This window comes from Dyadobacter jejuensis (genome assembly GCF_003149085.1).
Classification (GTDB): domain Bacteria; phylum Bacteroidota; class Bacteroidia; order Cytophagales; family Spirosomataceae; genus Dyadobacter; species Dyadobacter jejuensis.
This window is the reverse complement of the sequence record NZ_QGDT01000003.1, coordinates 434,331-448,996: the sequence shown is the minus strand read 5'-3', so window position 1 is coordinate 448,996 and position 14,666 is coordinate 434,331. Positions and strand designations below refer to the sequence as shown.

Sequence of the window (14,666 nt, the reverse complement as noted above, 5' to 3'; positions counted from 1 at the left end):
TTTTTTGTCTGGTTATAGGCTATTAGTCTAACAGATAATTTTGCGCTTACGATTTCAGTTGAAACTATATTCTGTTTCGGTTAAAAATTTGTAAAGTTTGAGGTGGATACTGGACTTTTTTATTTTTTGAGCTAATCGGCAAGATTAGCAAGCTGTTAACTTTGGGGTTAAAATAATTGTTTGACAAGATTGAAATAGGCATGGATTAATCTGTAACTTTGTATCCCGTAATCATAGAAAAAAAGCAACGTCTCATGGCTTCCAAAGCATTAAAGACCGCTAAGTACATTTTCGTTACGGGCGGTGTTACATCTTCATTAGGTAAAGGTATCATTGCATCCTCTCTGGCAAAACTTCTTCAGGCTAGAGGCCTTTCAGTAACCATTCAAAAATTTGATCCCTACCTCAATATAGATCCGGGAACCATGAATCCATATGAGCACGGTGAGTGCTATGTGACAGACGATGGTGCCGAGACGGATCTGGACTTGGGTCATTATGAAAGATTTTTGAACGTAAGTACCTCCCAATCCAATAATGTTACTACCGGTAGAATCTACCATAATGTCATTACTGCCGAGCGCAGAGGTGATTTTTTAGGTAAAACAGTACAAGTTGTCCCACATATTACCGACGAGTTGAAGCGGAATATGCTGCTGTTAGGACAATCGGGTAAATACGACATCGTCATTACCGAAATAGGTGGCTGTGTAGGGGATATCGAATCTTTGCCTTTCCTGGAAGCGGTAAGGCAGATAAAGTTCGAAATGGAAGAGAAGGACACCTTGATCATCCATTTGACCCTGATACCTTACCTGAAGTCGGCAGGTGAGTTGAAAACAAAGCCTACCCAGCACTCGGTTCGGATGTTACAAGAGTCAGGTATTCAGCCCGATATACTCGTTTGTCGTTCCGAACACCCCATCCCTCTCGACATACGTCGCAAAATTGCCTTGTTCTGTAATGTCCAAGTCAACTCAGTGATAGAATCTATAGATGCCGATACCATATATGCCGTTCCGTTGTTGATGCTTTCCGAGCGTTTGGATCAGCGTGTATTATATATGATGAATATCTATAATGATAAGGATGTCGATTTGACCTCTTGGAAACAGTTTTTGAAGCGCCTGAAAAACCCTACAAGCACGATCAAAATTGGTTTGGTTGGTAAATATGTAGAGTTACACGACGCTTATAAGTCTATTATTGAATCTTTTATTCATGCCGGTGCGGCCAATGAATGTAAAGTGGAGCTCGAATGGATTCATTCGGAAAGCTTAACACCTGAAAATGCCATCGATAAATTGGTCGATTTAGACGGTGTATTGGTCGCTCCAGGTTTTGGCGAGCGTGGTACCGAAGGAAAAATCACGGCCATTCGGTTCGTTCGGGAAAACAATATTCCGTTCTTGGGGATTTGTTTGGGAATGCAAATGGCCGTTATCGAATATGCGCGAAACGTGTTGGGATGGACCGACGCTCATTCCATAGAAATGGATCGGAATACCGAATTCCCTGTCATCCATTTGATGGAAGATCAGAAGGACATATCCAATAAAGGAGGTACCATGCGCCTTGGAGCTTATCCTTGTAAGTTGAAAAAGGATAGTTTGGCGCATAAGATATATGGGAAAATTAACATTAGCGAGCGCCATCGCCATCGCTATGAATTCAATAACAAGTACATCAAAGACTTTGAAAGCAAAGGGTTATTGGCCTCAGGTATCAACCCGGAGAATCAATTGGTTGAAATTGTAGAATTGGTGTCGCATCCGTTCTATATGGGCGTTCAATTCCACCCAGAGTTGAAGAGTACCGTCATGAACCCGCATCCACTTTTTGTTAAATTTGTGAAGGCAGCTCTTGAGTTTTCTCTGAATAAGACCTTACAAAAGGCTTAAATGCCTTACCGATTATCATGTTTAAAAAGCCCTTTCGGGAAAAACTTACTACCTTTGGTATCCCAAAAAAGGGTTTTATTATTATAATTAAAGTTTAGAATGGATAAAAATTTTGTAATCGGTATGATGTTGATCATGCTGATGTTGCTGGGTTATCAAATGCTTGTGCCAGCTCCGGAAGAACCCGCTATCATCGAATCGGCCCAGGTAGATACCCCCTCTACAGCCTCCAAAGCGACACTTAAATTAGACAGTACGGCTCAGATGTCTATGAATAATGATACCAATGCGGTAGTCATTGAAGAAAAAGAAATTACTTTTGAGACCAAAACCTCCCATATTGTTTTAACTAACAAAGGCGGACAGTTAGCCGAGGTTAAGCTTAAGGATTTTGAAACTTATGATGGCAAGCCGCTATATCTAATAGCTAAAGACCATAATCAGTTTCGCTTAGACTTGCCTACCCCGACTGGTACGGTGGATATGTCTCAGCTGTTTTTTACTTCCGATGCCCAAGGTGGCACTGTAGCCGAAGGAGATTCGGTAGTGGTTCGGTACCGTGCCGATCTAGGTGGCAACCAATATGTAGAGCAGACCTACGTAATACATGGCGATGGATATCTGATCGATTATGGTATATCATCCAATGTAAGTGGGGTGGATAAGAAGAGCCTGAAGTTTAATTGGGAGAATGATCTGCTTCAGCTTGAAAACGATATGACCAAAAACAGGGAGGTGGTTACCCTAAACTATTATACCGACGACATCAACAGCCTAGCCACAAGTGCAACCTCCAACGAGGAGGGGCAGGCCGAAGAACCAGTTCAGTGGTTCACCATGAAGCACAAGTATTTCTTGTCGGGATTGATCTCCAAAGCAACCCCTTTACAAAATATGTCGATGCGGGCCGATGTCAATACCAACGATTCGATCGTGGTTAAGACCATGTCAGCCTCTGCCGATATCCCAATGAGCTCGGTGTTGGAGGGCAAAGCTTCTTATAAATTTTACTTGGGTCCCAACGATTATCAGATTGTAGGAAAGGTAGATGCTGTTAACTTCGACGAAAATGTATATTTGGGTTATGCTTTCTTAAAGCCCGTCAATAAATATTTTCTGGTACCATTATTTTTCTTCCTCGAAAAATTCATAGAAAACTATGGCCTGTTAATTATCTGTCTGGTATTGATTGTTAAGTTGTTACTTTCGCCGCTAACATACAAGTCATATATTAGCATGGCTAAAATGAAACTTTTAGCCCCAGAGTTAGAGGAAATCAGGGAGAAAACTGGAGATGACCCTGCGAAGCAACAACAAGAGCAAATGAAGCTTTACCAACAGGTAGGGGTGAGCCCACTGAGTGGATGCGTGCCTGTACTGGCTACCATGCCAATTTTGTTCTCGCTATTCTTTTTGTTTCCCAATCTTATAGAGCTGAGGCAAGAGTCGTTTTTATGGGCTACTGATTTATCGACCTACGATTCCTTTATCAAACTTCCCATGAAGTTGCCGTTTTATGGTGACCATGTCAGTTTGTTTACCATCATGATGACGCTGTCGAGTATCGGTTACGCATACTATAACAATCAGATGACGCCGACCCAGCCTGGTCCTGTCAATATGAAGGCCTTAGGATATGTGATGCCTGTCATGTTTATGTTTGTCTTGAATTCATTCCCAGCTGGTCTTACTTTTTATTACTTCGTGTCCAACGTAGTGACCATTATTCAGCAATTAATCATTAAGCGCTTTGTGAATGAAGAAAAGATCAAGGCTATTTTGGATGAGAATCGTATAAAAAATGCCAGTGGTCAAAGGAAACAAACCAAGTTTCAAAAATATCTAGAAAAATCGTTGCAGGCTGCGGATGAAGCTAAGAAGAAGCAAGCGGAACTAGAGAAACGATCGAAGAAAAAATAATATCTAGGTCGCTATAGTAGCAACATCCTCTGATTTGTTCTTACTGTTCAGACTAAGTTAGTTAGATTTGGGCAATGTTTCCATCCGAAACATTGCCCATTTATTTGTAAGCATATTTCGTTAATTTTGGCTTTGTTGGAGGGAGAATATCCTAGGCAAATTAGAAAATCGAGATGCTCCATTCGGGCTAAGCTCGTGGCCAGCGGATATGAAATTGTTTATATATTATTCAAACTATAGTTATCGCACATGAAATTTTTGTTATCCTTATTTTTCTACATCATTGGTAGTTATCAAGTATCGGCTCAGCTTTTCAAACAAAAGGATGATGTTTCTAAGGGATACACCGAAGCGGTTCGGGATATTAAGAATGGCAAATATCAGTCGGCCATGCAAAAGTTGGCCCCTTTGACATCGGCCAATCAGCCGACTATTTATTCGGAATATGCCCATTACCATTATGGGGTGGCGGCTTACAAAAACAAACAGTACCAAGCCAGTAAGCAAATGTTACTTCAGCTGCTCAACCGTTATCCTAACTGGAACAGGACTTCCGAGGTATATTACCTGATTGGTGCCAATAATTTGGGACTACGAAACTGGAAAGAGGGGAATTTGTATTTTGATAAAATAAAGGATTCGTCTTTCCAAGAAGACATCCAATCATTGAAACAACAGTATCTTCAACAGTACGTAGATTTTGATAGCCTAGTAGAAATGCAGAAACAATTCCCACAGGACAGGGAAATTGCCTTAGAGCTGGTTTCTAGAATCGATAAAAAATCGTCCCATACCAAATCGGAAGTTACTATGGCGACCCAGTTACAAAAGCGCTTTAATATTGAACTCAAACCGAAGGAAGACTCGCCAAAAAGCAAGACTACGGAGAGTGAAAGGCTATGGGGTAAGGGGTATTATGATGTAGCGGTATTGCTTCCGTTTCGTTTGGATGCCTTCACCGTTTCAAGACGCATGTCCAATCAATTTGCATACGACTATTACTTAGGATTATTGCAGGCCCAAAAAAAATTGGAGAGCGAAGGGATTTCTGTGGTATTGAGTGCCTATGATGTGAGCACCGACGAGCAACAAATGAAAGGGATCATTGAGAACCCAAGTTTTCAAAATTCAAATTTGGTGATTGGACCCTTATATACGAGTACCTTTGACGTCACCATGAAATATCTGGCAAAGTCTCCAATGCTACTCGTGAATCCATTATCTACCGATGCTAACCTATTGGGGTCGGCTAAAAACTTATTTTTGGCGCATCCTACCATTCAAACACAGGTTGAAAAGGGGGCCAGCTTTATGAAAAAAACTGCAAAAGGGGCTAAGGCCGTTATTTATTACGGAAATAGTAGCAAGGATTCTACGATGGCATTTGCTTATAGGGAAGAACTTAAAAAACTAGGAGGGCAGATTTTGGATATGCAGAAGTTGCCAGCCGAACGTGAGAGCATGGAAACTTTGATTCCAACGTTTGAGCAAGAGAGACCCGATCACGTGGCCGTCTTTGGAACGTCATCCAGATTTGGTCAACCTCTTCTAGCTACTTTGGATAACCGAAATTTAGGAAAGACTCCTATTTTGGCAACTGCTTCTAGTTTTAATATGCGTCAGGTTTCTCTGGCATCTGCTGGTAAGAGTCTTTACTTGTTGGAGTCCGACTATGTGGACAAGGACAAGGAGGAAATGAGAAAATTCCAAAAAGATTACTGGGAAGTGAACAGTACTTTCCCCTCGGTCTATTCCTATCAAGGCTACGACCATTTATTGTTTTTCGGAAGGATGATGGGAAAATATAATGCTAAGTTCGATCAAGGCCTTACACTTCGTCGGTATGAGTCGGATCAGGACGGGTATTTGCTGGGAGGCTTCGATTATCGGCATTCTCACGAAAACCAGGTTCCATTTATCTTAAAATACAATGGCACAAAATGGGTGACCATCCATTAAAGTCTGTTTGAAATTGAATACTGGAATTATTTCTCGGAAATTTTTCAGGCGGAGCCTAAGTGAATGTCGGTTGACCGTCATCAGAAATGTAAAATAACGGCCGACACGTGGTCGTAGTCCTAAAATAGTGTAAACAATCTATTGGTTAATTTTAAAACCGACTGTTTGTCTCAGTGAAAAATAAAATTTAATAATTGTTATAGTCATATCATGGATTTTTCTTCGAGTAAAAGTCTTTTCGCAAAGGCACAGCAATATATCCCAGGAGGGGTTAATTCTCCAGTAAGAGCCTTTAAGGCCGTGGGAGGTTCTCCTATATTTATAAAATCGGCAAAGGGGGCCTTGGTCTTCGATGAAGACGGGAACGAATATATAGAACTTATCAATTCATGGGGGCCCATGATATTGGGTCATGGCAATGAGCTGATCCTGAAGGCCGTATCGGACGCAATTCAGCATTCTTTCTCGTTTGGTGCTCCCACGAGGCGCGAAGTAGAAATGGCCGAACTCCTAGTAAATATGGTCCCTTCAGTAGAGAAGGTCCGGATGGTTAACTCAGGCACTGAGGCTACCATGTCGGCTATTCGAGTGGCCCGTGGATTTACGGGGCGCGATAAAATTATAAAATTTGAAGGGTGCTACCATGGGCATGGCGATAGCTTTTTGATTGCTGCGGGCAGTGGTGCCGTTACTTTTGGGACACCAGATAGCCCTGGAGTGACCAAAGGGGTGGCCAACGATACCCTCACTGCGCCCTATAATGACCTAGCGGCTGTTCAGAATTTGGTAGAAGCCAATAAAGGGCAGGTAGCCGCCCTGATATTGGAGCCGGTAGTAGGTAATATGGGGTGTGTCCTTCCTGCACCTGGATTTCTGGAAGGCCTACGCAAGCTATGTGACCAGGAAGGCATCGTATTTATTTTTGATGAAGTGATGACTGGCTTCCGACTTGCCAAGGGTGGGGCTCAAGAACGTTTCGGTGTAACTCCTGACCTGACCACAATGGGTAAAATTATTGGGGGTGGAATGCCCGTTGGTGCTTATGGGGGGAAGGCCGAGATTATGAACTGTGTATCCCCAGCAGGGCCGGTGTATCAGGCTGGCACCCTATCAGGAAATCCCATTGCTATGGCGGCAGGCCTGGCCATGCTGACCTACCTGAACGAAAACCCAGAAGTATACCAGCAGCTAGAAGCGACTGGTAACCAATTGGTTTCTGGATTCCAGGCTACGAATGCCAAGTTAGGGCTACCTTATACGATCAATCATGTGGGGTCTATGTACACGCAGTTTTTTACAGATCAGGTCGTAACAGACTTCCCTTCAGCGAAGTCCTCTAACTTAGCCATGTTCGGAAAATACTTTCATGCCATGCTTCAACGAGGGATCTATTTGGGGCCTTCGCAATTTGAAAGCATGTTTATTTCGACGGCCATAGACCAAACCATGGTCAACAGAATCATTGAGGCCAATGAAGATGCTTTAAAAGAAATACATGCCTAGTTCACTTGTTATGGCTGACAAACCCGTACCTGCTTACTCGATTATTATTCCCGTCTACAACCGGCCCGATGAATTAAGGGAATTGTTGACTTGCCTAACCGTGCAGACCTTTCACGATTTTGAAATAGTAGTCGTGGAAGATGGTTCTGCCATAAATGCAGACCAGGTGGTCGAGTCGTTTAGCGACAGGTTAAATATCTCCTATTATTACAAGGAGAACGGGGGGCAGGGTTTTGCCAGAAATCATGGTTTCGAGCGGGCCAAGGGCCATTTTTTTATTTTATTCGATTCCGATGCTCTGGTAGAGCCAACCTATATGGCCATAGTCGATCGACGTATTAAAAATGAAGGGATTGATATGTACGGAGGTCCCGATACAGATCACCCTTCATTTTCGGCCATTCAGAAGGCCATCAGTTATTCGATGACTTCCTTGTATACTACGGGAGGAATTCGTGGTAAAAAAAATAATATGGGCGGGGTCTTCCATCCCCGTAGTTTTAATATGGGGCTTTCGAGGGAAGTTTGGTTAAAAACCGGTGGATTTCAAACCAGCAGAATGGGGGAGGACATCATCTTTAGTATTAGGGCTTTGGCTATGGGCTTTAAGTCGACGCTCATTCCAGAAGCTTTTATATACCATAAACGCCGTACGCAATTCAAAGCTTTTTTTAGGCAGCTGCATTTTTTTGGTCGCGCGCGTATCAATATAGGTCGCTATTATCCTCAAGAGCTGAAGTTGGTACATACCTTTCCTATGATTTTCACCCTAGGATTGGGGAGTCTTCCATTTTTGTTATGGTTTTCCAGCTCTTTATTTCTCCTTGGGTTGGTCGGTTATGCTGCTTACTTTTTACTCGTTTTTACGGATGCGCTTCGTAGGAGCGGGTCATGGAAGGTCGCTAGGCTTGGTGTAGTGGCCGCCGTAGTACAGCTTACGGGATATGGCTTAGGGTTTATGTCGGAAGGCTGGACTCGGCTTTGGGAGAATAAGGCCCACCGCGAAACTGGAGCTACCGTAGAATATCCTTCTTAACTGTACGAAGAAGGATATTTAACGCTGTTATTTTTTTTGACAAAAGTAGACGATCTCCTCACCTGGTAAAGCAAAACGCTGAACTTCTTGTTTAGAAAGTTCTTTTTGAACAAAATGGTCTTCAGTGACGGCAAACCCTGCTTTTTGAAGTTCTTCTCCGTAATTTTGCCCAAACAGTCGTAAATGGTCATTCTGAAGGAAGACCCTTTCTCTTTCTTTAGGATCGGTGATGGTCGGGTCTTCGAAAGTAACGGTATATTTCATGTCCTGGGGAGATTGTATTAAGGCAAACCCGCCAGGCTTAAGCACCCGGTACAATTCACTCATAGCCCTATGATAGTCTTCTACGTGTTCCATGACATGATTACAAAATGCCACATCGAAACTATTGTCTGGAAAGGGAATATCATGGATGTCCATTTTAACCTTCGCTAATGGGGATTCAATATCAGCAGTGATATATTCCAAATTGGTCATCGTGTCGAAGCGATCGATAAAGCAATATTCTGGAGCTACATGCAACACCTTATGTGGAGCCGTGTAAAAGTTAGTTTTACGACGCAGGTAAAGGGCCATCAGACGATGCCGCTCTAGAGACAAGCAGTTGGGGCACAGGGCATTTTCGCGACTGGAGGTATTACGGCCGTAGGGCAAAAACTTTTTGTAAGTATGGTTGCATACGGGACATTCTACCTTGTTTCCTATGTAAAAAATGCTTAATATTCGTGCGGCCCAGTGGCCAACAAGCTGTAAATATGGTCTGGGTATATAACGTAAAACAAAACTAAATATAGCCTTCATGCAGCCAATTAATTAAATTATTTATTAAATTTAGTATACAAATTTTTTTACATGATTCCAGCAATAGATCCAAAACCACCAGGGAAAAAATTGATAAAGCGTATGTCCGCAAAAACCAAATCTATAATCCTGACCCCCATTGGCTTGTTCCTATTGAGTATAGGATTGGCGGTGCTGACTGAGGCGGCCAATCAGCGACGTATCGGGGTCGACTTTCAAGTTTGGTTCCTCCTTGGTATTTATAGCATGGCCCTGATCAACATAGGTCTTATCGGGTTAGGCATGGCACTACGCTTTCGCATTTTGTCGGATGTCCGTCGAGAAACCCGGAGAAGCATTCGTCAGTCAGAGTTAAAGCTGAATGCGAGAAAGCCACAGAATCCTCGAAAATCAAAGGGCGGACACAAAGCAAAAAGCCCTACCAAAACTGATTGACAGGGACTTCTTTCCGATAAAATATCGTGTTGCGATGGTTATTTTTTGTTTGCTTCGAATTGCGCCTTAATAGCTTCAACATCTACATTTCTAACCTCAGGTTTACGCAAAAGGTTTTTGATTGTTGCAGTACGATTATTTGCCACTGCTTTATTTCTACGTCCTTTACGTTTTAATTCCGTAACTGCCATTTTTATTAATTGTTTTGTGAAAGAGCCGCAAAATTAAGAAATTCTTCATAAATAAAGTAGTTGTAGGGTATAATTATTACCGAAGCAGCCCTAACTTTGCGGTTTGAGCCCATTTTGGGCCCTGTTTTTGTGTACCAATTTATGGCTGACAATGACACCGTTTTTTGTAAAGGTTTGTTTTATAGGTCTTTGTGATTAGAAACGATTTGATTGGCCAGAAATCAATTATTATAACAATGAGTAAACCATCTCTAGCAAGAGGTACCCGCGACTTTGGCCCAGAACAAATGGTCAGGCGTAATTTTATTTTTGACACCATCCGGCGTTCTTTTCAGCGTTATGGTTTTCTGCCCTTAGAGACGCCAGCGTTCGAAAACCTGTCGGTCCTCATGGGGAAATACGGAGAAGAGGGGGACCAGTTGCTCTTTAAAATACTTAATTCTGGTGACTTTAAATCCAAAACCAATGAGCAAGATTGGCTTGGGCCTTATAAGCCTTTAACTCAAAAGATCTCCGAAAAGGGGTTACGTTACGATCTGACGGTCCCTTTCGCCAGGTATGTGGTCATGAATAGGGGGACCTTGGTGATGCCCTTTAAGCGGTATCAGATTCAGCCCGTGTGGCGGGCCGATCGCCCCCAAAGAGGCCGATATAGAGAGTTCTATCAGTGCGATGCCGATGTGGTGGGTACCGACTCGCTTTTGTGCGAGGCTGAAATAGTAGGCCTATTACATGCTATTTTGCCAGAATTAGGGATTCAAGATTTTACTGTAAAAATCAATAACCGAAAGGTACTCACCGGGATAGCCACCATGATAGGTGCTAGTGGCCAGGAGGGGCCTTTATGTGTGGCTATCGATAAGTTAGATAAAATAGGCAAAGAAAAGGTGAAAGAGGAGCTTCTCCAGAAAGGCTTTCACCAAGATAGCCTGACGCTTCTTGAACCGATATTCGAACTGGCACATTCACAAAATCCGTTTGCCGATCTAAAATCCTGGTTAAGCTCCTCGGAGGTGGCCATGCAAGGAATAGCAGAACTGGAAGAGGTATGGAAATTGGTGAACATCGCCGGTATCCCTAATCCCAAAATACAGTTCGATGTAACGTTGGCGCGAGGGCTGTCCTACTATACCGGAGCTATTTTTGAAGTGAAAGCCAATGGAGTTCAAATCGGTAGTATTTCTGGCGGAGGGCGCTATGATAATCTGACGGGTACTTTCGGAGTCCCGGGAATCTCTGGAGTGGGTATTTCTTTGGGGGTTGATCGCATCTATGACGTGATGGAAGAGCTAGGCTTGTTTCCCGATAGTGCGCAGGCTACCACGCAGTTAATGCTGACCAATTTTGATCGTCAGGCATTTGAATATGGCGTAGGCCTACTCGCAAAATTGAGGAATGCTGGGATTAACACTGAAATCTATCCGGACTCGGTAAAGCTAAAAAAGCAGCTAGACTATGCAGATAGAAAACAAATTCCATATGTTGTTCTCATTGGATCGGAAGAAATCCAATCTGGCTTGTTAACTTTGAAGCATATGCAGACGGGCGATCAACAGAAGTTGGACATAGCGGGCATTATTGCCGCTTTGGCCCACTAGAATGGTCCCTTAAAACATGGTATTTTGCTGATATTATAATTCAAACTGCTTGTAATTTCTTAGGAAAACAGGCCCATTACAAATGATTGATACAATAAGAATTGCGATTCAGAAATCGGGTAGACTGAGCGAAGACTCCTTAAAGCTCATCAAAGAATGTGGTATCCGTTTTGATAACGGAGGCGGGAAGCTTAAGACGGCGGCCACCAATTTCCCTGCCGAAATATTATTCCTAAGAGACGACGATATCCCTGGATATGTGGAAGATGGTGTGGCGCATCTAGGTATTGTAGGTCAAAACGTTTCTGAAGAAACGAATAAAAATGTTAATACCGTTCATAAGCTCGGTTTTTCTAAATGCCGCTTATCTATAGGCATATTGCGGGAGCAGAACTATGAGGGCGTGCAGGATTTGGATGGCAAGAGTATCGCTACGACCTATCCACGGTTGTTAGGCGAATATTTGAAAGCCCACCAGGTCCAAGCCAATATTCACGAAATAAGTGGTTCGGTAGAGATCGCTCCGAGTATAGGGTTGGCCGATGCCGTTTGCGATATTGTAAGTTCAGGAAGCACGCTATTGAGCAACGGGCTGAAAGAGGTGGAAACCATCTTTAGGTCTGAGGCCGTTATGATTGCTAATAAAAACCTTCCTGCTCCGCAACAGGCTTTGCTCGATCAGCTGCTGTTTAGAATTCAATCGGTACAAGAAGCGAAAAACAACAAATATATCTTGCTGAATTGTCCTAACGAGTCCGTCGATAATATTATAAAATTCCTTCCTGGAATGCGGTCTCCAACGGTACTGCCCTTGGCGCAAGCCGGTTGGTCTTCCCTGCATTCAGTAATCAATGAAAATGACTTTTGGGAAAATATTGAAAAAATAAGACAAGCAGGAGCTGAAGGTATTTTGGTAATACCCATCGAGAAAATGATTTTATAGTTCGGTATCTGAAGACTACAAGATAGTAGTTCAAATCATATGAAGATAATAAAATACCCCAAAAGAGAAGACTGGCCGGGATTACTTACCCGACCCGTACTAAATTTTAAGGAAATTGAAGCGAGTGTAAGCCCAATCTTAGAGGAGGTACAGAAGCATGGTGATGAAGGGATAAGGCGATTGGCCGAGCGGTTCGATGGGGTTACTTTGGGCGATTTGGCGTTTTCGAACAAGGAAATCGACGATGCCGAAGGGCAATTGGACGAGGCCCTAAAAGAAGCCATAGGCCAGGCCTATCGGAATATTTATCTATTTCATCAACAGCAGCTTACAGCTCCCGAAAAGGTGGAAACCATGCCGGGGGTTACCTGTTGGCGACGCAGCGTGGGAATAGAGAAAGTAGGTATATACATTCCAGGAGGTACCGCTCCTTTATTTAGTACGGTTCTGATGCTGGGAATTCCAGCACAAATAGCGGGTAGTAAGGAAATCGTCTTGTGCACGCCATCTGCTCATCCTGCTATTTTATATGCTGCCAAATTGGTAGGCGTCACCCGTGCCTATCGCATAGGTGGGGCTCAAGCCATAGCCGCCATGGCCTACGGTACGGAGTCGGTGCCGCAGGTATATAAAATATTTGGCCCTGGCAACCAGTATGTGATGGCTGCCAAAATGCTTGTTAGCAAGGAAGGAATGGCCATAGACATGCCGGCTGGGCCGTCAGAAGTGGCAGTTTATGCCGACGAAACGGCCGTTCCCGATTTCGTAGCATCCGATTTGCTTTCACAAGCTGAACATGGAAAAGATAGTCAGGTACTCCTGGTTTCGACTAGCGTATCGTTCGTCGAAGCGGTGAATAGGTGCCTCATGGAGCAATTGGAAGCCCTACCCAGAAAAGACATGGCTTCTATTTCTATTGATAATAGTACAGCGGTTGTAGTTGCCCATGCCGACGAGGCTATAGCCATGTTGAATGAATACGCAGCAGAACATTTGATTCTGTGCGTTGAAAACGCGGAGGAGGTATCTGAGCGTATCGTCAATGCCGGATCTATTTTCCTGGGGAATTATACTCCCGAATCCTGTGGCGACTATGCCTCTGGGACCAATCATACCTTGCCTACCAATGGGTATGCTAGGGCGTATAGCGGAGTGTCGGTCGATAGCTTCGTTAAAAAAATTACGGTCCAGCATATTTCACAACAAGGCTTGTTGAACCTAGGCCCTTTGGTGGAAGTAATGGCCGAGGCTGAATCTTTGCAGGCACATAAACGTGCTGTTAGTGTACGGTTAAAGCAAATGAATGAGTACAATGAAAAATAATTTTGATTTAACCTCCCTTTTAAGGCCTCATATTTTGAAATTGGCCCCATACTCTTCGGCTCGAGACGAATATACAGGAAGCGAAGGAATATTTTTGGACGCGAACGAGAATCCTATCGGATCGGTTACGGATCAGAATTATAACCGCTATCCCGATCCGTACCAATCGGCCATTAAGTCGATCATTGGTCCTATGAAAGGGGTAACCAACGACCGTATCTTTTTGGGCAATGGCAGCGACGAGCCGATCGATTTACTGATAAGGGCTACTTGCCAACCTGGAAAAGATAGGGTGCTGATCATGCCCCCCACCTATGGGATGTATGAAGTAAGTGCGTCCATACACGACGTCAGTGTAGACAAGGCGCCCTTAACTGCCGATTTCCAAATGAACCTGGAAGCGGTATTCAGTGAAATACAAACGGAAACCAAAATTGTATGGGTTTGTACACCGAATAACCCAACAGGAAATTCTATTTCTACTCAGGCCATTGAAGGGCTATTAAATAGGTTTTCGGGGCTTGTCGTAGTTGATGAAGCTTACATCGACTTTTCTACCGAAGAGAGTTGGATCAGTCGTTTGGATGAATTCCCTAATTTAGTAGTTTTACAAACTTTCTCTAAGGCTTGGGGCCTAGCCGGCTTACGGGTGGGGATGTGTTATGCAAGTACCGAGCTGATCACGATCCTCAATAAAATTAAGCCCCCCTATAATATCAGTTTGCCAGCCCAGAAAGCCTTGCTCTCGGGACTTTCGACCATGGAACGCAAGGAGGCTATGGTTTTGGAAATTCTAAAAGAAAGGGAGGAATTGCGCAAGATGTTGGAAAAACTGTCGTTTGTTTTAGAAGTGTTTCCTTCCGATGCTAATTTTCTGTTGGTACGTTTTGAGGATGCCAAGGCGGTGATGACTTATTTGCTAGAAAACACCATCATCGTTCGCGATCGTTCTAAAGTATATCTTTGTGAAGGATGTTTGCGTATCTCGGTGGGTACGGCAGAAGAAAATGTAGCTTTGTTAAAAGCCCTTGAGTCATTTTCATAATATGGCGTATT

The 14,666-nt window shown here is 43.4% G+C and carries 12 protein-coding genes; 10 read left to right on the top strand and 2 right to left on the bottom strand.

The window, feature by feature from the left end; genetic code table 11:
- Window positions 1–254: 254 nt before the first annotated feature.
- The 5 genes from pyrG (at window position 255) to CLV98_RS08735 (ending at window position 8,319) form a co-directional block, all read left to right on the top strand.
- Window positions 255–1,901: a CTP synthase gene (gene pyrG, locus CLV98_RS08755; RefSeq protein WP_109673920.1), complete on the top strand. Its 1,647-nt coding sequence runs from the start codon at window positions 255–257 to the stop codon at window positions 1,899–1,901.
- A 99-nt stretch (window positions 1,902–2,000) separates the two neighbouring features.
- Window positions 2,001–3,821 (top strand): membrane protein insertase YidC, encoded by a 1,821-nt coding sequence (yidC, locus tag CLV98_RS08750; protein WP_109673919.1) that lies wholly within the window; start codon window positions 2,001–2,003, stop codon window positions 3,819–3,821.
- Between the two features lie 249 nt (window positions 3,822–4,070).
- On the top strand, window positions 4,071–5,780 hold the full coding sequence (locus CLV98_RS08745; RefSeq protein ID WP_109673918.1) for an ABC transporter substrate-binding protein: 1,710 nt from the start codon (window positions 4,071–4,073) through the stop codon (window positions 5,778–5,780).
- Window positions 5,781–5,990: 210 nt separating this feature from the next.
- Window positions 5,991–7,283: a glutamate-1-semialdehyde 2,1-aminomutase gene (gene hemL / locus CLV98_RS08740; protein ID WP_109673917.1), complete on the top strand. Its 1,293-nt coding sequence runs from the start codon at window positions 5,991–5,993 to the stop codon at window positions 7,281–7,283.
- Window positions 7,276–8,319 carry a glycosyltransferase family 2 protein gene (locus CLV98_RS08735; RefSeq protein WP_229203275.1) on the top strand — a complete coding sequence of 348 codons (1,044 nt, stop codon included), beginning with the start codon at window positions 7,276–7,278 and terminating at the stop codon, window positions 8,317–8,319. The genes hemL and CLV98_RS08735 overlap by 8 nt, the downstream gene beginning before the upstream one ends.
- Before the next feature lie 27 nt (window positions 8,320–8,346).
- Here CLV98_RS08735 and CLV98_RS08730 read toward each other — a convergent pair whose 3' ends face one another.
- Window positions 8,347–9,120 carry a class I SAM-dependent methyltransferase gene (locus CLV98_RS08730; protein WP_109673916.1) on the bottom strand — a complete coding sequence of 258 codons (774 nt, stop codon included), beginning with the start codon at window positions 9,118–9,120 and terminating at the stop codon, window positions 8,347–8,349.
- A 102-nt stretch (window positions 9,121–9,222) separates the two neighbouring features.
- Here CLV98_RS08730 and CLV98_RS08725 point away from each other — a divergent pair, with 102 nt between their 5' ends.
- Window positions 9,223–9,555 (top strand): Asp23/Gls24 family envelope stress response protein, encoded by a 333-nt coding sequence (locus tag CLV98_RS08725; protein ID WP_229203274.1) that lies wholly within the window; start codon window positions 9,223–9,225, stop codon window positions 9,553–9,555.
- A gap of 38 nt (window positions 9,556–9,593) precedes the next feature.
- Here the strand turns inward: CLV98_RS08725 and CLV98_RS23680 are convergent, their stop codons facing one another.
- Window positions 9,594–9,746, bottom strand: a complete 153-nt coding sequence (locus CLV98_RS23680; protein WP_170120671.1) for a hypothetical protein — start codon at window positions 9,744–9,746, stop codon at window positions 9,594–9,596.
- Between the two features lie 236 nt (window positions 9,747–9,982).
- On the opposite strand from CLV98_RS23680, the gene hisS reads away from it, so the two are divergent.
- The 4 genes from hisS to hisC all read left to right on the top strand — a co-directional run bounded on the left by hisS (window position 9,983) and on the right by hisC (window position 14,655).
- Entirely contained in the window at window positions 9,983–11,344 is a 1,362-nt protein-coding gene (gene hisS, locus CLV98_RS08720; protein ID WP_109673914.1) for a histidine--tRNA ligase, read from the top strand.
- Between the two features lie 82 nt (window positions 11,345–11,426).
- Entirely contained in the window at window positions 11,427–12,287 is an 861-nt protein-coding gene (hisG, locus tag CLV98_RS08715; RefSeq protein ID WP_109673913.1) for an ATP phosphoribosyltransferase, read from the top strand.
- 39 nt (window positions 12,288–12,326) lie between these two features.
- Window positions 12,327–13,610 (top strand): histidinol dehydrogenase, encoded by a 1,284-nt coding sequence (gene hisD / locus CLV98_RS08710; protein WP_109673912.1) that lies wholly within the window; start codon window positions 12,327–12,329, stop codon window positions 13,608–13,610.
- The gene (hisC, locus tag CLV98_RS08705) at window positions 13,600–14,655 is read left to right on the top strand and encodes a histidinol-phosphate transaminase (RefSeq protein ID WP_109673911.1); all 1,056 of its coding nucleotides are present in this window, start codon (window positions 13,600–13,602) and stop codon (window positions 14,653–14,655) included. The genes hisD and hisC overlap by 11 nt, the downstream gene beginning before the upstream one ends.
- The last annotated feature ends 11 nt before the right edge of the window (window positions 14,656–14,666 follow it).

Bases quoted from the DNA above. Each gene is read 5' to 3' on its own strand.
- pyrG (WP_109673920.1), top strand. From the start codon at position 255: ATGGCTTCCAAAGCATTAAAGACCGCTAAGTACATTTTCGTTACGGGC.
- yidC (WP_109673919.1), top strand. From the start codon at position 2,001: ATGGATAAAAATTTTGTAATCGGTATGATGTTGATCATGCTGATGTTG.
- CLV98_RS08745 (WP_109673918.1), top strand. From the start codon at position 4,071: ATGAAATTTTTGTTATCCTTATTTTTCTACATCATTGGTAGTTATCAA.
- hemL (WP_109673917.1), top strand. From the start codon at position 5,991: ATGGATTTTTCTTCGAGTAAAAGTCTTTTCGCAAAGGCACAGCAATAT.
- CLV98_RS08735 (WP_229203275.1), top strand. From the start codon at position 7,276: ATGCCTAGTTCACTTGTTATGGCTGACAAACCCGTACCTGCTTACTCG.
- CLV98_RS08730 (WP_109673916.1), bottom strand. From the start codon at position 9,120: ATGAAGGCTATATTTAGTTTTGTTTTACGTTATATACCCAGACCATAT.
- CLV98_RS08725 (WP_229203274.1), top strand. From the start codon at position 9,223: ATGTCCGCAAAAACCAAATCTATAATCCTGACCCCCATTGGCTTGTTC.
- CLV98_RS23680 (WP_170120671.1), bottom strand. From the start codon at position 9,746: ATGGCAGTTACGGAATTAAAACGTAAAGGACGTAGAAATAAAGCAGTG.
- hisS (WP_109673914.1), top strand. From the start codon at position 9,983: ATGAGTAAACCATCTCTAGCAAGAGGTACCCGCGACTTTGGCCCAGAA.
- hisG (WP_109673913.1), top strand. From the start codon at position 11,427: ATGATTGATACAATAAGAATTGCGATTCAGAAATCGGGTAGACTGAGC.
- hisD (WP_109673912.1), top strand. From the start codon at position 12,327: ATGAAGATAATAAAATACCCCAAAAGAGAAGACTGGCCGGGATTACTT.
- hisC (WP_109673911.1), top strand. From the start codon at position 13,600: ATGAAAAATAATTTTGATTTAACCTCCCTTTTAAGGCCTCATATTTTG.